This window comes from Aeromonas sp. 19NY04SH05-1, assembly GCF_040581895.1.
GTDB classification, from domain to species: Bacteria; Pseudomonadota; Gammaproteobacteria; order Enterobacterales; family Aeromonadaceae; genus Aeromonas; species Aeromonas enteropelogenes.
This window is the reverse complement of sequence record NZ_CP095328.1, coordinates 2941344-2960745: the sequence shown is the minus strand read 5'-3', so window position 1 is coordinate 2960745 and position 19402 is coordinate 2941344. Positions and strand designations below refer to the sequence as shown.

At 62.7% G+C, this 19402-nt stretch carries 21 protein-coding genes; 4 read left to right on the top strand and 17 right to left on the bottom strand.

Going from position 1 to position 19402, the window contains the following annotated elements; translation table 11 throughout:
* Positions 1-79: 79 nt before the first annotated feature.
* The 10 genes from MRK42_RS13525 to MRK42_RS13480 form a co-directional block, all read right to left on the bottom strand.
* Positions 80-298, bottom strand: a complete 219-nt coding sequence (locus tag MRK42_RS13525) for a DUF465 domain-containing protein (RefSeq protein WP_026457390.1) — start codon at positions 296-298, stop codon at positions 80-82.
* Positions 299-564: 266 nt separating this feature from the next.
* Positions 565-1176 carry a hypothetical protein gene (locus MRK42_RS13520; protein ID WP_201981318.1) on the bottom strand — a complete coding sequence of 204 codons (612 nt, stop codon included), beginning with the start codon at positions 1174-1176 and terminating at the stop codon, positions 565-567.
* 11 nt (positions 1177-1187) lie between these two features.
* On the bottom strand, positions 1188-2534 hold the full coding sequence (locus MRK42_RS13515; RefSeq protein ID WP_354688304.1) for an MATE family efflux transporter: 1347 nt from the start codon (positions 2532-2534) through the stop codon (positions 1188-1190).
* 122 nt (positions 2535-2656) lie between these two features.
* Entirely contained in the window at positions 2657-4480 is a 1824-nt protein-coding gene (locus MRK42_RS13510; RefSeq protein ID WP_354688303.1) for a SulP family inorganic anion transporter, read from the bottom strand.
* Positions 4481-4550: 70 nt separating this feature from the next.
* Positions 4551-5141 (bottom strand): nucleotidyltransferase family protein, encoded by a 591-nt coding sequence (locus MRK42_RS13505; protein WP_354688302.1) that lies wholly within the window; start codon positions 5139-5141, stop codon positions 4551-4553.
* Positions 5128-5388: a GNAT family N-acetyltransferase gene (locus MRK42_RS13500; RefSeq protein WP_026457815.1), complete on the bottom strand. Its 261-nt coding sequence runs from the start codon at positions 5386-5388 to the stop codon at positions 5128-5130. The genes MRK42_RS13505 and MRK42_RS13500 overlap by 14 nt, the downstream gene beginning before the upstream one ends.
* 144 nt (positions 5389-5532) lie before the next feature.
* The gene (locus MRK42_RS13495) at positions 5533-6717 is read right to left on the bottom strand and encodes an iron-containing alcohol dehydrogenase (RefSeq protein ID WP_354688301.1); all 1185 of its coding nucleotides are present in this window, start codon (positions 6715-6717) and stop codon (positions 5533-5535) included.
* Between the two features lie 17 nt (positions 6718-6734).
* Positions 6735-7253: a hypothetical protein gene (locus MRK42_RS13490; protein WP_354688300.1), complete on the bottom strand. Its 519-nt coding sequence runs from the start codon at positions 7251-7253 to the stop codon at positions 6735-6737.
* Complete coding sequence (locus tag MRK42_RS13485; RefSeq protein ID WP_354688299.1) at positions 7234-7824, bottom strand: TetR/AcrR family transcriptional regulator; 591 nt, start codon at positions 7822-7824, stop codon at positions 7234-7236. The genes MRK42_RS13490 and MRK42_RS13485 overlap by 20 nt, the downstream gene beginning before the upstream one ends.
* 14 nt (positions 7825-7838) lie before the next feature.
* Positions 7839-9281, bottom strand: coding sequence for a coniferyl aldehyde dehydrogenase (locus MRK42_RS13480; RefSeq protein WP_354688298.1), 1443 nt, complete (start codon positions 9279-9281; stop codon positions 7839-7841).
* Between the two features lie 212 nt (positions 9282-9493).
* On the opposite strand from MRK42_RS13480, the gene MRK42_RS13475 reads away from it, so the two are divergent.
* A complete protein-coding gene (locus tag MRK42_RS13475) occupies positions 9494-9787 on the top strand; it encodes a hypothetical protein (RefSeq protein WP_026457877.1) in 294 nt (97 codons plus the stop codon).
* Positions 9788-10005: 218 nt separating this feature from the next.
* On the top strand, positions 10006-10980 hold the full coding sequence (locus tag MRK42_RS13470; protein WP_354689053.1) for a nucleoside hydrolase: 975 nt from the start codon (positions 10006-10008) through the stop codon (positions 10978-10980).
* Positions 10981-11018: 38 nt separating this feature from the next.
* Here MRK42_RS13470 and fliB read toward each other — a convergent pair whose 3' ends face one another.
* Entirely contained in the window at positions 11019-12209 is a 1191-nt protein-coding gene (fliB, locus tag MRK42_RS13465) for a flagellin lysine-N-methylase (protein WP_354688297.1), read from the bottom strand.
* 170 nt (positions 12210-12379) lie between these two features.
* Here fliB and MRK42_RS13460 point away from each other — a divergent pair, with 170 nt between their 5' ends.
* Together MRK42_RS13460 and MRK42_RS13455 are read left to right on the top strand one after the other, a co-directional pair.
* Positions 12380-12715 (top strand): DUF3634 family protein, encoded by a 336-nt coding sequence (locus MRK42_RS13460; RefSeq protein ID WP_223378293.1) that lies wholly within the window; start codon positions 12380-12382, stop codon positions 12713-12715.
* A gap of 153 nt (positions 12716-12868) precedes the next feature.
* Positions 12869-13237, top strand: a complete 369-nt coding sequence (locus tag MRK42_RS13455) for a DUF805 domain-containing protein (protein ID WP_354688296.1) — start codon at positions 12869-12871, stop codon at positions 13235-13237.
* A 62-nt stretch (positions 13238-13299) separates the two neighbouring features.
* On the opposite strand, the gene tauD is transcribed toward MRK42_RS13455, so the two are convergent.
* From tauD to MRK42_RS13425, 6 genes are all read right to left on the bottom strand, one after another.
* Positions 13300-14151 (bottom strand): taurine dioxygenase, encoded by an 852-nt coding sequence (tauD, locus tag MRK42_RS13450; protein WP_354688295.1) that lies wholly within the window; start codon positions 14149-14151, stop codon positions 13300-13302.
* Entirely contained in the window at positions 14148-14987 is an 840-nt protein-coding gene (gene tauC, locus MRK42_RS13445; RefSeq protein ID WP_354688294.1) for a taurine ABC transporter permease TauC, read from the bottom strand. The genes tauD and tauC overlap by 4 nt, the downstream gene beginning before the upstream one ends.
* Positions 14984-15751, bottom strand: coding sequence for a taurine ABC transporter ATP-binding subunit (tauB, locus tag MRK42_RS13440; RefSeq protein WP_354688293.1), 768 nt, complete (start codon positions 15749-15751; stop codon positions 14984-14986). The genes tauC and tauB overlap by 4 nt, the downstream gene beginning before the upstream one ends.
* Before the next feature lie 23 nt (positions 15752-15774).
* Entirely contained in the window at positions 15775-16749 is a 975-nt protein-coding gene (gene tauA / locus MRK42_RS13435) for a taurine ABC transporter substrate-binding protein (RefSeq protein ID WP_354688292.1), read from the bottom strand.
* Positions 16750-17116: 367 nt separating this feature from the next.
* Positions 17117-18220 carry an ElyC/SanA/YdcF family protein gene (locus tag MRK42_RS13430; RefSeq protein ID WP_354688291.1) on the bottom strand — a complete coding sequence of 368 codons (1104 nt, stop codon included), beginning with the start codon at positions 18218-18220 and terminating at the stop codon, positions 17117-17119.
* A gap of 253 nt (positions 18221-18473) precedes the next feature.
* A complete protein-coding gene (locus MRK42_RS13425) occupies positions 18474-19226 on the bottom strand; it encodes a DNA/RNA non-specific endonuclease (RefSeq protein ID WP_354688290.1) in 753 nt (250 codons plus the stop codon).
* Positions 19227-19402 lie beyond the last annotated feature (176 nt).

Sequence of the window (19402 nt, the reverse complement as noted above, 5' to 3'; positions counted from 1 at the left end):
ATTGACATAAATAGCAAAAAGCCCGGCGCGGAAGCCGGGCTGAGGGATAAATTGCTTATCCGGATATTCGTTGAGGCATCTATTGCTGTGGATGTTGCTTGAGGATCTCGTATATCTCCTCTTTCAGTTTCAGTTTCTGTTTTTTCAGATCCTTCACCTCGGAGCTGTAATCGCTGGCATGGTGTTTTTCCAGCTTCCTTATCTCCTCATCCAGGTCGTTGTGCAAGTCAAACATCTTCTGGAAATGGACATCACTGCTCTTCAGTTTCGAGATGAGTTCTCTGTACTCTGGGAACATGTAATGGAGCCTCCTTGGTTTCGTTTGATTGTGCCTGTGAATCCAAGCTACCCCTTCGCCGTGGTGAGGAATGTGATCCCGATCGAATTTGATGCCATTCGTTGGGTTCTGCCAGAGGAACATTTTTAACTAGTTGAATTTAAACAATATAATAAAACCATCAATGATGGCGGTGCGACGAATTTGTGCGCATCTTCACAGAAGTCGGCCAACGCAGCGGCAAACAAAAAGGGACCCCAAGGTCCCCTCAATGACGGCTGGCAGGCTTACTCCCTGGCCTTGTCCGCTGGCTCTTTCTTCTTGCTCTTCTCGGGCAGCGGCTTGCCACCACGGGCGATCACCTTGCCGGCCTCGAAACCAATCTGGGCCGCCAGCTCCTCGAGATCCGGTGCCTTGGCCTGATCGCCGATGGCATAACGGTAGTTGGCGATGGAGAGCTTCTCCGCCACCGGGGTACCGGGGACGATGGGCTCGCGCCAGCCCTGGCCGATATGGGCCACCAGAGTACCGTTCATGAGGAGTTCGCCGACGATCTCCTGGGTCGGGGTACCCTTGCCGTAGGTGAGGCCCTGCGGATGCTTCTTGCCCACCAGCGGGGCGTCGCTGGCCGGGATCAGCTTGGTGCGGATCAGCCACTTGGGATCCTTGGTATTACCCACCGCCTTGCCGGTCTGGTACTCGTTGATCTTGATGGTCTTGATCATCTGGGCCATGAAGTCCTTGGTCAGCGACTTCTGGGCTTCGCTGGTCTCATCGATGGCGATGGGGGCCACATACCAGGTCTGGGGCGCCACCGCCTTGGGGGTGGCGGGGGCGGTTTGCGCCAGTGTCAGCGGGCTGAGCAACAGGGCAGCGAGCAAGAGTCCTATCTTCTTCATTGTGATTCCACTTATGTTTCAACCAGAATTTTGTTTTGCCAGCGGCGACTGCGCCAGCGCCAGAACATGGCCAGACCGCGTACCCACTCGTCGCAGGCAAGGGCCAACCAGATGCCGACCAGTCCATAGCCCAGCATGATACCAAGGAAATAGGAAAGGGGTACGGCAATTCCCCACATGGAGATGAGCGCCATGTAGAGCGGGAAACGGGCATCCCCGGTAGCACGCAGGGCGTTGATCACCACCAGGTTGAAGGTGCGGCCGGGTTCGAGGATGAGGCTGATCAAAAACAGCTGCGCCACCTGAGTGATGATGTCGGCATCATCGGTGAAGAGCGAGATGATGGAGCGACCGTTGATGGCGGCGGCCAGCGCAATGATGCAGGTGACGATGAGGCCGAGTTTGAGGCTTTTCATCAGTTGCTGGTAGGCGCGATCGAACTGCCTGGCCCCCGCCAGGTGGCCGATGATGATCTCGTTGCCAAGGCCGATGGAGAGGCCGAACAGCAGGATGAACAGACAGATCTGGAAGAAGTAGGACTGGGTGGCCAGCGCCTTGTCACCGAGCAGGCCGACAAACGCGGTCACCACCATGAACTGCAGCATCCAGGAGAGGTTCTCCCCGGCGGCGGGCAGGCCGATGTGCAACACCTTGCCCAGCATCTCGCGGCTGGGGTGCACGATATCGCGCGCCTTGAGGTGGATGCCGGTCTTTTTGGCCACCAGCCACACCAGCAGCACCACCCCTACCAGACGTCCTGCCACCGTGCTGATGGCGACCCCGGCCACCCCGAGTTGGGGCAGGCCGAACCAGCCGTAGAGCAGCAGCAGGTTGCCGACAAAGGTGATGAGGTTGACGATAAGCGTCACGTACATCGCCTGACGGGTGTGACCGTGAGCGCGCAGGGTCGCGGCCAGACAGAGCGCCGCTGCCTCCGGCAGCAGGCACAGACCGATGATCTGCAGGTAGAGGGTGGCGTCACTCATCAGATGAGCGGGCAGGTTCATCAGCGTCAGCATGGTGCCGGCCCCGGCCATGACCCCGATGGCGGCGATGAGACCGATCAGCAGGTTGAAACCGATGGCGGTGTGGATCACCACCCGGCTCTTCTCCTTGTCGCCAGCCCCCAGATACTGGGTGATCACCACGCTGGTGCCGATGCTGACGAAACTGAACAGGGTGATGGCGAGATCGAATACCTGGTTGCCGACCGCCAGCGCCGCCACCCCTTGATAGGAGACATGGCCCACCATGAAGGTATTGAGGGCGCCGGTGAGAAAGTGCAGGGCGAGATCGATAAAGAGCGGCCAGGTGAGCGCGAACAGCGTACCCGGACCTGCGTGGGATTGAGTTTGCATGGTGTGTCCAACGGCTGGTGGCACGCGAACGGTGCCATCTGGTCGGGCATTTAACACCAAGAGGCTGGCGGGTGCAATCACCGGCCGGGGCTCTGCCCCGGTCGGTTGCGTGGGGCCGTGGCTCAGGCCGGGGTAGCGCCGGCTTCCTGTTCGCTTGGCAGGGTGAGGCGCGCCGAGTCGGGTAGCGCGTCGTCCTGGGGCCAGCGGGAGAGAAGGGCATCCGTGGTGCTCTCGGTGACCTCGTCATCCTTGAACACCGGCTCGCGGTAGCAGCGGGTCATGCGCAGGGCCTGATACATGTCGGGGCAGAGGATGATCCCCTCATCCCCCACTCGTACTCCGGCCTGTTTGAGCCAGTGGGTCATCTGGCCGTGGCGGCCCGCCATCACCATGTGGATACCGCGCCGTTTCAGCTCCTTGTGCAGCTCCCCCACCATGCTCATGACGCTGATGTCCTGATGGGTGAAGCAGGCCACCGCATCGATCACCAGGCACTGGGGACTCTGGGGATCCTGCACCAGCAGTGCCAGCACCCGCCGTTTGAAGTAGGGGGCATTGAAGTAGGTGAGGGGCGAGTTGAAGCGATAGACCAGGATGCCGGGAATGGCCTTGGCCTGTTCGTTGTCCCCCAGGGTGCGCACCACCCCTTCATCGTCCATGCCGAGCAGCTGATCGGTGGGGCGCATCACGTTGCGCAGGAACTGGAACAGCCCGAGCAAGACCGCGAGGGTGATCCCCGGAATAACCCCCATGGTCAGCACGCTGATAAAGGTGATCAGCGCCAGCCAAAACGCCGAGCGATCGGAGTGGCGCAGGGCCCACAAGCCGCGAAAATCGGTCAGCGACAGGGAGGCCATCACCAGCACCACCCCGAGCGCCGCGGTGGGAATGTATTGCAGCGGGCCGGTCAGATAAAAGGTGATGATGGCGATGACGGCCGCGGCGATGATGGAGACCAGCTGGCTCTTGCCGCCATTGGCGTCGTTGACCGCAGTGCGCGAATCGGCCCCGCTGATGGCAAAGCCCTGGGAGGCGGCGGCCGCCAGGTTGGCCATGCCCAGCGCCCGGAACTCCTTGTCTGCGTCGATTTCGTAACCGTTCTTGGCGGCGAAGCTGCGGGCGGTGAGCATCATGGAGACGAAGCTCACCATGGCGAGGTTAAGCGCCGGCAGCACCAGTTCGCGCATCAGGCCGGGGGGAAACTCCGGGATCTGGAACGCGGGCAGGCCGGAGCCGACGCTCCCCAGAGTGGCGATATGGAACTGGCCAAGATCCAGCGCCCACACCAGGGCCGCCGTCACCACCATGGCCACCATGGAGGAGGGCCAGGCAGGTTTGTAGCGCTTGGCCAGCAGCAGGGTAAGCAAGGCGATCAGGCTCATGGCCAGGGTCGGCAGATGGGTCTGGGTGATGTAGTTGGCGCCGCTGGCGATCCGCTCGATGAGGTAGCGTTCGTCGAAGGTGAAACCGAAAATTTTGGAGAGCTGGCCCACTATGATGGTGATGGCCACCCCGTTGAGCAGCCCCATCAGTATTGGGCGGGAGAGAAAGTCCGCCAGCACCCCCAGCTTGAAGCGGCTGGCGATGAGGCACCAGAAGCCGGTCATGGCGGTCATGGTCATCACCAGCTGCCAGTGGCGGGTAGGATCCCCCGCCGCCAGCGGTGTCACCACGGCGGCGATGACGGCGCAGGTGGCGGCATCCGGGCCGACAATCAGCTGGCGGGAGGTACCGAACAGGGCATAGACCATCATGGGCAGGATGCAGGAATAAAGGCCGACGATGGCACCGACCCCGGTGAGTTCGGCATAGGCGATGGCCACGGGCAGGGCCACGGCGGCCACCGAGAATCCGGCGCGAAGGTCCGGCATCAGCCAGGCGCGCTGGTATTGCAGCAGTGCGGCGAGGCCCGGTAGCCAGCGTTCGAGTGAGAAAAAATCGCGCATTATTTAACCCATTGAGTAACTTGGAGCTTTTTCATAGTCTGCCCAAGGTTATCGAAAGATTGCAATCCGGTTATGGCCAGTTGATCACAAGGTCAGGCCAGATGGTTTGCCAGCGTTTTTCCTGAATGCGCTGGGTGAAGACCTGGCTCTCCTGGCGGCAGTGGGGGTTGGCGCTCACTTGCAGCGACCAGTTGTGGGCAAAGCCGTAGGGGGCCAGCCACTCGAACTGACCATTCCCGTTCAGGCGCACACCGATGCAGGTGGGCACCTCGACCCAGTGGCCGAGGGCCTCCAGGCTGCTGGTGAAGGGCTCGACCCGTTGGCGTGTGTGCATGCGGGTCTGGTTGCGCGCTTCCCAGCGAAGGCCCGGCACCCTTGCTCTCAGCCAGGCCTCGTGATCCGGCTCGGCCAGCCCCGCCGGATCGCGCCTGTCCAGATAGATGAGATCGATGTCGTTCAGCGGGGTCGGTGTCGACTTGTGGTGCAGGTGATCCCAGATAAGGTTGCGGATAAAGCCGGCGCCGATGGCCCAGTCGGGCAGTGCCAGCTCGGCGGCGGCCGCCAGGCAGGCCATGCGAAGGGGATCAGCCCGCAGCAGGGCTTCGGTACGGGTTTGCAGATGGAGTTCGTTGACAGACGGTGAAAGCTCAACTGTTGGCATGGCGGCGTAACCAGACATCGATGTAACTGCAGGTGGGCACTATAGTGAGCCCCTGTGCCTGGGTCCAGTCATAGAAAGCCTGGGCCAGCTGATCGGCGATCCCCTGCACCCGCAGCTCCGGCGGAACGAACGTGCTGTAGGCATCGATGGTCTTGGCATCGAGGCGGCGGTAGCGCAGCCGTGACTCCTTGCCGTCTACCACACAGATGAACTGCTGCTGGTTGGCCTGATGAATGATCTCGTTCATGGTGTCACCTCTGATGCTAAAGGGCTGCCTGGACAGGATAAGGGTTAGCCAAGGTATAGAACAGATCATCGTGGCCCGTGGCCAATATCCTGCAGAACACCTGCCGGGGAGCGCGGCACCCGCGCTCCCCGATGTGCGCTTTCGTTACGCCCAGGCCCGCTCCAGCAGGGTGAGCAATTGCTCACGATCGGCATCCTTGCGATTGAACAGCATGGCACCGTCGTTGATGGCCAGGTCGCGGATCTCGGTCAGCAGCGAGCGATCGCTCACTCCTGCCTCATTCAGGGTGCGAGGCAGCTTGACCTCCTGCCACAGGGTATCGCGCAGGGCGCGAATGGCCGCGATGGTTGCCTCGGCCCGCTGGTGGGCGGGGGTGGCGGCAAAGCGCTCTGCCCCCACCAGCGGCAGCAGCAAACGGGCCAGCTCGCCATCCACCTCGGGGCGGTTGTAGTCGAGCACTGTGGGCAGAAAGAGGTTCATGCACAGGCCATGGGGCAGATGGCAGCGTGCCCCCAGGCTGTGGCCGAGGGCATGGACCAGCCCCACCATGGAGTTGGAAAATGCCATGCCCGCCAGGGTCGACCCTTCCGCCAGCTGCAGCCGCAGTTGGCGGTTTTGCGGATCCTTGACGATGAGGGGCAGGGCACCGGCAATCTTTTCCACCGCCATCAGGGCCAGGGCATCGCTGACCGGATTCTTGGCGGTGCCGATAAAGGCCTCGATGGCGTGGGTCATGGCATCCATGGCGGTGGCGGCGGTGATGTTGAGGGGCAGCCCCTGGGTGAGGCGCGGATCGAGCACCGCCAGCTGCGGCAACAGGAAGGGGGAGGTGAAGGGGACCTTGCGCCCGCTCGCCTCATCCTTGATCACCGCCACCAGTGTCACTTCGGAGCCGGTCCCCGCCGTGGTGGGCACCACCGCCAGCGGTTTGAGGGGGCGGGTGAGGCAGCCTGCCCCCGCGTAGTCGAGCAGATGTTCTCCCCCAAGGCTTGCGAGGATGTTGACCGCCTTGGCGGTGTCGATGACCGAGCCGCCCCCCAGCGCCACCAGGCTGTCACAGCCAAGCTCTGCGTAGCGTTTGGCGATCCGTTTCACCACGGCGGTGGAGGAGTCGGCCGGGATCTCGTCCCAGATGGCGGCGATCGGCAGCTCCCCCTCGGCCAGTACATTGGCCAGCAGGGTGGCAAGGCCGGTGCCATTGACCCCCTTGTCGGTCAGCAGCAAAGGGCGGCGCGCCCCCAGGCTGGCCAGTTCGCTGGCCAGCTGCTCCAGCGCCTGTTCGCCGGCCATCAGCTTGACCGGGCAGAAGAAATCGTAATAGCGGCTCATTGAGTGGCTCCTTGTTCTCAGCCGGTCACCAGACCCAGATAGATGTTGCAGGCCCGGCCGAGCTTGTTGGCCGGGGCCGGATAGTGGCGCAGCAATGGCCGCGCGATGAAGGCGGGCAGGATCAGGGACTGCAACTGCTCAAGCCCCCGCACCAGGTGCATGGCACAGGTGAGGTCCCCCTCCACCAGCAGCCGGTTTTCACTGAACGCCTGATTGACCCCGAGCCGGAAACTCAAGGCGCGAAACGCGATATTGGGGTGCTTGAAGCGCACCCGCAGCGGGTGGATGCTGGCGTGAGGGGCCGCCGGCGGTCCAGCCAGCCAGCGACCGCCCTGTTTGTGGAGCTGCATGGCATAGGGGAGGCCACCCACCTCGAGGCGAATGGCCAGCCCGTCCGGCAGGGGGGCGAGTTCGCGGCGCACCGCCTCATCGACGCGGGCGGCGCGGCAGAGGGTGCGCCCCACCACCCACAAGAGGAGGGTGATCCAGAGGTGGCGGCCCCGGTTGGCCAGGGATTCAAGGGTTGGATGTGTCATCGAGGTTGGCTCCTGAGATGGCGGACCAGAACAGGGAGAAGGCACTGGCTTGCCAGTGGGCATCCTGCCCGAGCTCGGGTTGATCGACGAACAGGGAGGCGCAGGCCAGAAACTGCCCCTGGCACACCTCCAGCATCAGGGGGGCGGGGGCCTGCATCAGCTCGCCGCTCGCCTGACCCTGGGCCAGCAGGGCTGGCAGAAAACGCAGGGCATCGTTCAGCACCTTGCTGCGGGTCTCTCTGGCCAGCATGGGGGAGTGAAAGAAGCCCAGTACGAACTTGAGTTCATTGGGGTGCACCAGCATCCACGCCATGGCCAGCTGCCAGTAGTGGCGGGTCTGCTCGCGCAGGGAGAGGGCGGGATCGGCCTCGCAGATGGCGGCCCCCATGCGCTGCTTGACGTCCTGATAGAGCTGCAGGATCAACGCCTCCTTGCTCGGAAAATGGTGGAACAGGGTGCCGTTGGCCACCCCGGCTGCCTTGGCGATGCGGGCGGTGGCGGCCCCTTGCAGGCCATCCTCGGCGCACAGGGCCAGGGCGGCGTCCAGGATTTGGCGACGCTTGTCGGTCATGGCGAACTCCTCGATCAGCGCAGGAAGAAAGCCAGCATCAGCTTCTGGATCCAGCCCTTGTAGGGCGGGTGGATCAGGGAGCCGGTGGTGAACTTGCCGCGGGTCAGCACGGTTTTCGCCTTGGAGAAAGTGAGGAATCCCTCGTGACCGTGGTAGTGGCCCATGCCGGAGGCGCCGATGCCACCAAACGGCACATCGTCGGCCGCCACCTGGAACAGGCTCTCGTTGATGGCCATGCCGCCGGAGTGGCTCTCCCGGGTCACTTTGGCCTGCAGCTCGGGATCGAAGCTCATCAGGTAGAGCGCCAGCGGGCGGGGCCGCTCGGCCACGTAGGCGAGGGCTTCCTCCAGGGTGTCGTAGGGGATGAGCGGCAGCAGGGGGCCGAAGATCTCCTGCTGCATCACCTGACAGCGCTCCGGCACCTCGGTCAGCAGGTGGGGGGCCAGCAAGCGTCGGCTGTCATCCCGTGCGGGCGAGGCGCAGGGGTGCAGCTGGGCGCCCGCCTGTTCGGCTTCCTCCAGCCAGCCAACCAGGCGCTGGTACTGGCGATCATTGATAATGGCGCCGTAATCCGGGCTGGCCAACCCCTTGGGATAGAGCCTGGCGAAGCGGGCGCGATAGGCGGCGATGAAGTTCTCCACCTCGGCGCGGGGCAGCAGCACATAGTCGGGGGCGACGCAGATCTGCCCGGCATTGAGGCTCTTGCCGAAGATCATCCGCTCCACCGCGGTGGCCACCGGCATGTCGGGGGCGATCAGGCAGGGGCTCTTGCCGCCCAGCTCCAGGGTGAGAGGGGTGAGCTGGGGCGCGGCGGCGGCCATCACCAGCTTGCCCACCTGGGTGGAGCCGGTAAACAGCAGGTGATCGAAGGGCAGAGAGCTGAAGGCGGCCGCCATCTGGGCATCCCCTTCGATGATCACCAGCTCATTGTCGTCAAACACGCTGGTGAGCAGGGTGCGCAGTACGGCATTGGTGTGGGGGGTGAACTCGGAGAGCTTGAGCATGGCACGGTTGCCGGCGGCGATGGCGGTGATGAGAGGGCCGAGGCTCAGCATCACCGGGAAATTCCATGGCACTATGATGCCAACCACCCCGAGGGGCTGGAAGTGCACCTCCACCCTGGCGGGAGCCAGCAGCAGGCCCGCGTGGCGGCGGTGGGGTTGCATCCAGCGTTTGAGGCGCTTTTGGGTGTAGTTGATCTGCATGATGCAGGGCAGTACGTCGGCGATCAGGCTGTCGTAGTGACTGCGCTGGCCGTAATCCTCTGCCAGCGCCTTGCACAGGGGCTGTTTGTGCGCCAGCAAGGCCTGTTTCAGCTTGTCCAATTGCGCCTTGCGCTCGGCCAGGGTAGGCATGGGATGGGCCATATAGGCCTGTTTAAGCCGGGCCAGCTGATCCGGCAGGGAGAGTTTGATGGCCTGGGTATCCTCAGGATGGTGAAACAGTGCCGCGCCCATGATCTTCTCCGTATGAAAAACAACCGACTGATTGGTCGGTCTAAATCTAGCGATTTGTTGCGCAGATGTAAAGCTGGCATGCTGAGGCCTCGTCACTGTGGGCTGGAGGCAAGAGAGAACTGTGTTACACCCCACACTTTTGCGGTTTGTTGATTGGTGGCTTATCCAATAAGGGGTAGTTTTCAACTATTCATCTACACGGAGAGAGCATTATGACCAGGGAACTGAACAGCTTGTTGGCCCGGCTTGAAGATGTGGTCGAGCGGATGCCGGACTGTTTCAACACCTATGAATTTGCCCAGAAGCTGGCGCTGCAATATCAGCCGGAATATTTTGCCGCCGGCCACTCCCTGGCCGAACACGAGGGCAAGGTGCTGCGGGTGCTGCACCAGAAGATTGCCGAGGCGCTGGCGGTCAGTGATGTGGTGATAGAGGGAGCCCTGCTGCCCTGCGTCACCCCCTGGGGGGAGAAAGCCACCTCTCCGCGCTGGCATCGCAAGCACTAGGCCATAGGGGTCTGTGCTTGCGGCTTGTCCCGACGAGTGGCAGATGCGGATAATGCAAAGAAAAGGGGCGCGGCGCCGGCAAGGAGCCGCGCCCCTTGCATCTTCATCGCCAGACCCGGTTGTGACGGGTTCTGTGATCCCCTGCCGGGATTGGTTACGGCAGGCCGGGTAGACTCTCCCCTTTGTCGCTGTAGGGAGGCCCCATGACTGACAACACCCTGACTCACAAGATTATTCTCGATACCGATCCGGGCATCGACGATGCCATGGCCATCCTGTTTGCCGAGGCGCACCCCGCCATCGACCTGCTCGCCATCACCACCGTCTTTGGCAACGCCACCATCGACAACGGCACCCGCAACGCCCTCTGGCTCAAGCAAAAATATGGCATGAAGGCGGATGTGGCCAGGGGCGCGGCGGGGCCGCTGCTGCGCGAACCGGTCGGCCCCACGACCGTGGTGCACGGCCCAAGCGGCTTTGGCGATTTGGAAGCGGGGGCGGTCACCATAGCCCCGGATCCCCGTCCGGCCTGGCAATATATCGTCGAGGCGGTGAAGGCTGCGCCCGGCGAGATCACGGTCGTGACCATAGGGCCGCTCACCAATCTGGCGCTGGCGCTGCAGCATGCCCCCGAGATCACCAAACTGGTGAAGCAGGTAGTGGTGATGGGGGGCGCCTTTGGCGTCAACGGTCATCGCGGCAATGTGACCCCCTATGCCGAGGCCAACATCCACGATGACCCCGATGCCGCCGACCAGGTCTTTACCGCGAACTGGCCCCTGGTGATCATCGGGCTGGACGTGACCCAGCAGAGCTTTTTCAGCAGCGCCTATCTCGATGCCCTGCGCGACGAGGCGGGGGAGCCGGGCCGCTTCCTGTGGGAGGTGAGCCGCTTTTATCTCAGGTTTTACTCCGATCGCATCGGCCTGGATGGTTGCCATGTGCACGACCCCTCCGCCATCGCCTATGTGATAGACCCGACTCTGTTCACCCTGCGCGAGGGGCCGGTGCGGGTCATCACCCATGGCCCCGCCATCGGCCATACCCTGCAAAAGTTCGATGGCAAATCCCATCCCCATGACGAGTGGGCAACTTGCCCTGCCCAGCGGGTTGGGGTGGCGGTGCGGGACGAGGCGCTGCTCGCCCTCTATCGCGAAACCCTGGTGGCCTGGGGCGCCGGGCGCGGCGCATAACCCCTGGTGTGGCGGGCCACTCACCCGCCACACTCTCTTCACATGGCGCTATCCGGCGCCACCGAGGTCTGCAGCAGTGCGTAGAGGGCGACATCGTTGTGCTCGCCCCCCTCGCTCAGCACCCTGGCGATGGCTGCTTCATAGTCGCCATTGTGCTGGCGCAGGCTGTGGTAGCTGTAGAAGAGATCCACGATATCCTGCTCGCTCAGCTTGTTCTCCATGGCCAGCAGGCAGAGGTAGCTGCGCAGCAGAAAGTAGTCGGCGATCAGCAGCTGATAGCACTGCTGCGGGGTGCGCTCCGGGTGGTAGGGAAAATTGTGGTGATAGACGTAATAGACCAGATAGTTGTGCAGGATATGGGGGCGCGCCGTCAGAAACGGGGCGACCTGATGGTGCCAGACTTCGTGTAGCTGAGCCAGCTGCCCGGTATTGAAGTCCCCGCTCAGCAGCCGCTGGATCTGCTCCAGACATCGCTGCATGGTGGCCAGTCCCCGTCCGGCTCTCGCCCCGGCATTCACCACCTGCAGGCAGGTCAGGTGATGCAGGGCTGACCACTGTACCTGGCTGATGAAGGGAAGCTGGGCAAAGGCGGCTGAGAGCTGCCCCGCCTCCACCAGCTGCCCAATCTGGGCCAGAAAGGCGTCATGGGGGAGGGGGGTGGGATCCCGGTGGATCAGCAGGCCAATGACCCAGAGTTTCTCCTCCACTCTCATCCCGCTAGCCAGCAGCACGTCGAGAATATGGCTGTGCAACTGCTCGATCCGGGGCGGCAGGATCTGCTCCTTGTAATAGCCATTGAAGGGGGTGACCTCCATCACCATGGCGGCGGGGTCGAGCAGTACCTGGCGGCACGCCTCGGGGCAGGAGAGGGCCAGACTCAGCTTGTGATGGCTGCCCAGCCGGTTCGAGACCCTGGGGTAGCTTTGGCAGGTGAGGCTCAGATCCTGCGCCCCGGCCCGCTTGTGGATCTGGCACAGCCCCTCGCTCAGGAAGGGGCAGTGCCCGGTGTCGTCAAGGTCGATGCTGGCCCACTCCTCGTTCGAGCGTCTGATCTGGGTCAGGGAATCTGCGGCGATGTGCTGGATCAGCGGATCCGGGTGTGCGAGGTAGTGGCGGTAAGTCTTCTTGTCGATGTTGATGTGCCAGCCATGGCAGCAATTGTCTTCACACTGATCGCCAATACATTGAAATTGAGCATAAAACCTGGGGGTGAACTGGTGCGCAGTCATGAGGTCTCCGTCAAAGATTGGTCGTTTTATTAAAAGGTCTACCCGCAAGCAAGATGGGTGCCTGTTTGCCAATTGGAAAACGTCAACCCCCGGGGTGTGAGCCCGGCCCCATAAAAGGCACTCTCTTGGTAGTTATACTGCCAGATATCAAGACGTTGGGAGGGAACGACATGGCCTGGTTATCCTTGGGAGTGGCACTTGCCCTTATCTGGTGGTTGATGAAGCTGGGGCGTGGCGCCCTGTTCGAGATCCGGCTGCAACCTGGCAAGGTGGTGGTCAAGGAGGGCAAGGTGCCTCCCGCGTTTCTTGAGCAGATCAAGCAGATACTGCGTCACGAGACGGTGCGTGGACGGATCCTCGGCCAGCTTGATGGCGACAGAGTGAGGCTGGTGTTTTCCCGATCCATTCCCGAGCCGGTCGCCCAGCGTTTTCGCAATGTCTTCCCCTATGGCGATTACCATCAGCCCGTGGCGCGACGGCCCGGCCCCCAGGCGCGCAAGAAATAGCGGCCCCAAAGAGGATTGCCAGAGCGCTCTGCCTGGTCTGATAGGCAGGCAGGCAGGCAGGCGTTGCGGCGGGTCTTTTTGCTCGCACCCCGCCTGTGAACTCGTTAAGCTCTGGCCCTATGCATTCTGTTTTCACTTGAGCCTGGAGGCGCAATGAACTGGTATCTTGCCGTACTCAAAAAATATGCCGTATTCAGCGGGCGGGCCCACCGCACCGAATACTGGATGTTCGTGCTGTTCAACCTGCTGGCCGTGCTGCTGATGAAGACGCTGGACAAGGTGCTGGGCAGCAACGAACTGCTCAGCGGCATCTACTCCCTGGCCGTATTGCTGCCGGCCCTGGCGGTGGCGGCCCGCCGCCTGCACGACACTGACCGTACCGGCTGGTGGTTGCTTATCGGCCTCATTCCCGTGGTGGGCACCCTGGTGCTGATCTACTTCCTGGTCTGTCAGGGGAATAGCGGCCCCAACCGCTTCGGGGACGATCCCAAGGCGCCTGCGCCCCAGAGGTTTATCAGCTAGGGAATGTAGCCATTAGTCATGAGATGAGGGAGGCCGATGCCTCCCTCTTGCGTTGTTGGGCGTCAAGAGGCGCGCCAGAAAGGCTTGTCACCGAGCACGGTCGCCCTGTGCATGATGCGCCGGGCCGGCAGATAGTCGGCGTTGGCGTAATGCTGGGTGACCCGGTTGTCCCAGATAGCGATGTCGTTCTCCCGCCAGCGCCAGCGCACCTGATACTCAGGCCTGGCGATATGGCGAAACAGGAAGGCGAGCAGCGCCTCGCTCTCTTGCGTCGGCAAGTTTGGCAGGCGGGTGGTGAAGCCCTCGTTGACGAACAGCGCCTGCCGGCCGCTCAAGGGGTGGGTGCGGACCACAGGGTGGCGCAGCGGTGGGTGACGGGCCGCCGCCTCCTGCCAGCGCCGGTATTCTGCCGGGCTGGCGTTATGGCGATGGGCCGGAAACGATTTGGTGAAGTCGTGCTCGGCCTCCAGCCCTGCCAACAGTTGTTGCAACTGGGGGGAGAGCCCCTCGAAGGCGGCGATGCCGCTGGCCCACAGGGTATCGCCCCCCACCGGCGGCAGCTGCTTGGCGGCCAGAATGGCCAGTGCTGGCGGCGTCTCGATGAAGGTGACGTCGGTGTGCCAGTTGTCGTTGTCCGGCGGATTGTCGTGGTGGGTGTCGAGCACGATGATCTCCTCGGCCTCCGGCGCGTGGGGGTACACGGGGTGAATATGCAGATCGCCGAAGCGGTGGGCCAGCGCCCGCTGTGATAGCGGGGTAATGGGCTGCTCTCGAAAGAACAGCACCTGATGGGTCAGCAGGGCTTGCTGGATCAGTTCGAACAGCTGCCCGCTCAGGGGCTCGGCCAGGGTGAGACCGCTTATCTCGGCACCGATATGGGGGCCGAGGGGGGTGATGCGCAGGGAATTGCTCATAGTCCTTCTCCATGCCACGGCGTCAGGCGACGCTGCAGCGCACGTAAACCAAGTTCCAGAATGAAGGCGATCAGGGCGATCACCAGAATGCCCGCCAGCACCACGTCGGTGGCGAGAAACTCGCCGGCGGATTGCACCATGAAGCCCACGCCGCGGGTGGCGGCGATGAGCTCGGCCGCCACCAGAGTGGACCAGCCGACCCCGAGCCCGATGCGCAGCCCGGTGAGGATCTCCGGCAGGGCACCGGGCACTGTGACGTGCAACAGTACCTGCCAGCGGTTGGCGCCGAGCGCCCGGGCGGCCCGCGCTCGCACCTGTTTGGCGCCCTGTACTCCCGCCAGGGTCGCCATGGCGATCGGCGCGAAGATGGCCAGATAGATAAGCAGCACCTTGGCGGTTTCGCCGATGCCAAACCAGATCACCATGAGCGGCAGGTAGGCGAGCGGTGGCACCGGTCGGTAGAGCTCGATCAGCGGGTCGAGCATGGCGCGCAGGGTGGGGTTGAGCCCCATGGCCATGCCCACCATCACGCCGCACAGGGTGGCGGCCACGAGGGCGATGAGGATGCGCTGCAGACTGGCGGCGAGGTGTTGCCAGAGGGTGGCATCCATGAAGCCCTGCGGCCCTGCGATGGTGAGCAGCTGCTGCAGCACCTGGCCCGGGGGCGGCAGAAACAGCGGGCTGATCCAGCCAAGGCGCGCTACCAGCCACCAGAGGGTCAGCAGGGCGCCGAGGGTAAGCAGGCTCACCCCAAGCCGGCGCGGCAGCGGCCAGCGAAGTCTGCGGCGCAGGGCATGGCGGGCCGGGTTCAGGGAACGGGAGAGGGCAAGGCTCATGCAAACACCTCCCGCTCGGCGAAGACCCGGCCGAGCACGTACTCGCGCCGCTCGATAAAGGCGGGATCCGACTTGATGCTGCGGCAGGGCTCGCCGGCGGCGAAGCGGCGGCCAAAATCCAGGGTCAGCCGCTCCATCACCCGCCCCGGTGAGGGGGAGAGCAGCACCAGTTCGGTGGCCATGAACACCGCCTCCTCGATGTCGTGGGTGATGAGCAGCACCTGGCGGCGCTGCTCGTGCCACAGGCGCAGCAACAGGGTCTGCATCTGCTCGCGGGTAAAGGCGTCGAGGGCGCCGAAGGGCTCGTCGAGCAGCAGCAGTTGTGGTTGGTTGGCCAGCGCCTGGGCGATGCCGACCCGCTGGCGCTGGCCGCCGGAGAGCTGCCAGATGAATGCGTGACTGGCTTCTTCCAGCCCCACCTTGCGCAGCATGGCCAGCGCCCTGGCTTCGCGCTCGCGGCGCGGCACGCCGGCCAGTTGCAGCCCGAAAGCCACGTTGTCCAGCACGTTGCGCCAGGGCAGCAGCCCCTCGTGCTGAAAGACCACCCCCCGCTCGGCGCCGGGGCCGGTCACCGGTTTACCGTGCAGGGTTATTTTCCCCTGCTGATGGGGCTGAAATCCGGCGATGAGATTGAGCAGGGTGGTCTTGCCGCAGCCGGAGGGGCCAAGCACCACCATCAGCTCCCCCGCATCCAGGGTCAGGTTGATGTTGTCGAGGACTCTGCGCCCGTCGTAGTCGGCGCACAGGTGAGTGAGCTGCAGCATGGCTACCTCCTTGTGATGCAGGGTCAGTGGGGTTGTGCCTTGACGAAGCGGTCGGTCACGTAATCGCGATAGTCGCTGCCGGCGCTTCGCACCTTGCCCTGCTCCTTGAGAAAGCGGGCGGTGTCGATGATGGTCTGGTTTACCAGCTTGCCCAGCTCTGCACTCTGCTGGCTGGCGCTCAGGTAGGTGTTGCCGCGAACCAGGCCGGGCACGTCTGCCTCGGGCACGCCGCTCAAGGTTGACAGCTTGGCGAGGTTGTCCGGCTTTGCCAGCCAGTCGTCGGGGTTGGCCAGGTAGTCGCGCTGGGCCGCCAGGGTGCTGTCGACGAAGGCCTGCACCAGCTCGGGATGGGCCTTGGCAAACTCTTTTCGCACCACCCACACATCCAGGGTGGGGGCCCCCCACCTGCCCACCTGAGCCGAGTCGGTCAGCACCTTGCCCTCCTTGCTCAGCTCGTTGAGGGCCGGTGCCCAGGCATAGGCACCATCGATGTCGCCCCGCTGCCAAGCGGCGATGATGGCCGGCGGCTGCAGGTTGATGATCTGCAGGCTGGCCGGATCCACTCCCCAATGCCTGAGCGCCGCCAGCAGACTGTAGTGGGTGGTGGAGGTAAAGGGGACGGCGATGCGCTTGCCGGCCAGGGCGGCGGGGGAGGGAAGATCCTGTTTGACCACCAGCGCCTCCGAGCTGCCGAGCTGGGAGGCGAGCAGAAACACCTCGATGGGCACGTTTTGGCTTGCCGCCACCGCCAGCGGGCTGGAGCCGATATTGCCGATCTGCACGTCGCCGGAGGCGAGCGCCCGTACCACACTGGCGCCGCTGTCGAACTTGAGCCATTTCACCGTGGCGCCGCTGGCGCGGGCAAAGGTGCCGTCGGCCTGGGCCACCTTGGCCGGTTCAGCGGAAGTTTGGTAGGCCACTGTTACCTCGATGGCGTTGGCCTGCAGGCTGATGATGGCGAGGGCCGCCAGCCAGAGAGAATATCCTTTCCTTGTCATGATGCTATTCCGTTATCAGGAGAGTGGAACAGCTGTTTTCCCATTTATCTGACTGACAATGAAAGAACGAAAATATTGTTATGGTGAGCAATGGTTCTTAGAAAAAGAACGGTAATTCAATGTGTTTATTTATATATCTCAATCATCGAAGTCGATATTTATCAAGCGGAAAACAGCGTCTGAATATATTTCCCTGCGTGAGATAAAACGTCCGATAAATTGAGGAGTGGCCACTTCGCTTTATCAGACAAGAGATGGTTCAATGAGCGATAGCGGCAAAAAGAGAGCCCTTTTTGGCAATAATAAAACCCGCCAAAGGGGCGGGTTTTATTGTCTATCATGGAGGGGTCGGCTTGAAGCCGGGGGATCAGCGCTCCAGCAGGGGGGCGGAGCGGTAGCTCCACATGCCGTAGGTACGCAGGGCGTCGCGGTAGATGCCAAGCAGCTCGTTTTCGCTCGGGGTGGCCAGCTCCTTGAGGGGCTTGTCCGGGTAGCTGACACTCACCACCTTGATCCCGGCCGGGCCAATCTGATCGCAGGCGATCTCGAGCAGGGTCTGGCCACGGCGCACATGGCTCGCCGAGCTGACCAGCACGGCTTGGTCAATCTGGTGACGGGCCAGGGCATAGGCGCTGTAGAGGGCGTTGTCCACCGTGCTGGTGGCGTAGTTCTCCTCAATGAGGCGGCTGCGGTCGATGCCGTGCTTCACCAGCCAGTCGGCCATCAGCTTGCCCTCGGTCTGACGATTCTGCGGCACCCCGCCGGTCAGGATGATGAGGGCATCCGGATCCGCCTTGGCCAGCTCCAGGGTGGTCTGCAAGCGGCCCAGCAGGATCTTGTCCATGCTGCCGTCCGGATTCAGGGCATAGCCCAGGGTGACGATGGCCCGTTTGCCCTCTTTGGCCGCCTTGATCTGATCGTCCGTCAGTTTGGTCTGCAGCGGCGTGGTGGTCACCCGCTGTACCCGGGCGATGATTTCCTCCAGATCGGCGGCGCGTCCGCCGTTGCGATCGGCCACCTTGGCCAGATAGGTGCGCGATGCCTCCTTGTTGCCCTTCACCAGTTGCCAGATGGCGAGATAGGAGTTGATGTCGAGATCATCGGGCGCCACCGCTTGGGCCTGTTCGAACAGGGCGATGGCCCGGGTCAGGTTGCCGTTGTAAATCTGGGCATTGGCCGCCGAGATCAGCAGATCGGTGCGATAGGGCTCCAGCTGGTAGGCGGCCAGCAGCCGCTCGGTCACCAGCTCCATGTTGCTCGGCATCTTGGCGGTAAAGCCGGCGTGGGAGATCTTGGCCGGGGACTTGTAGATCTGCAGCGCCTCGCCGAGCAGCATGTCCACCGCCTGGCGTTTGCTGACCAGGGTATTGAGATCGCTCTCCATCTGCATCGTACTGTCGGCCGCAAGCAGGGGGAGGGGGGAGAGGGCCAGCAAGCCGCCTAACGTCAGGGCAATCAGGGTCTGTTTCATCTGTGATTCCTCTGTGTGGGCGCCATCAGGCGCCATATTTGCTATCAGATGCCGTGTGCTGCTTATAAATGCGTGATAATTCATCGGGTTATCAATAAACCTTGGCATTAAAAGCAAAGTGAGAAATATAACAGGAAAGGGGAGAGCAAACTGTGAGACAGGCCGGCAAGGCCGGGGATTGAAACCGCCCCCGGGAAGGGCGGGAGTGCAGGCCAGCCAGATGGCATGGCCTGCGTGAGCGCATCGGCAGCAATCAGTTCCACATGGGGGAGACCCTGGCCTCCAGCGTCTCCTGCTGCTCGTAGGGCATGTCGCTGAAGAAGTCGAGCTGGGTCTGCTCTTCCACCTCACGCACCGAGACACGGTAGTTGGCGATCTGGCTGGTGGGGATATCCTCTTGCGGCATGATGAAGGCGATGGCCTGCAGCCTGGCCGGGTCCATCACTATCTTGTAGTAGGCGCTCGGGATCATCACCCCGTTGCCGATGTACTCTTCCGAGTGGGTGAAGACGGGGCCGGTGATCACCTGCACATCCTCGCGCGCGATGGCCCAGTGACGCACCTTCTCTTCCAGAATGCGCCACGCCTTCTGGTTCAGGGCCGGCAGTTGCGGCGTCATGTTGGTCAACAGGAAGCTCTGCTTCATGGTCACCTCGGTGGCGGCCATGTCGGCTGCCGGAGCCTGGTGGCCACGGTCATAGCCGGAACGCTTGTAGTCAGCCAGGGTGGCGCGAAAGGCGACCGGCACCTCCTTGTCTTCGGCAAAGGCATCCTTGCGTTTGACCTTGCCCTGAGCGCTCTCGACCGTCATCCGGTAGGAGACCCAGTTCGCTACCTTGTAGTCGTAGTTGTAGCCCGCTGCGTATCCCTGACGGCACAACTCCTGATCCGAGCCGGCCGGGGTGCCGAAGCGCACGTGATCGCCGCAGACAAAGCCGGCGGCAAAGCCGGGTGCGGCACCGAGGGTGAGGGTGATAGCCAGAACCAATTTATTGATTTTTATCATTTTTGTGATGCTCCAGTTTAGTAGGCGGAGCCATTTGACATGAGATCTGACCAGCGATTCAATTGCTGTTTTTTTACACGAAGCGGATTTGTGACGGCGCGCCGGGATTTGGGGGAAGGGTAGTTAATGTGTTTTAAATCAGTGGTTTGCCATATGAGATGATGAAAAGTTGGTCG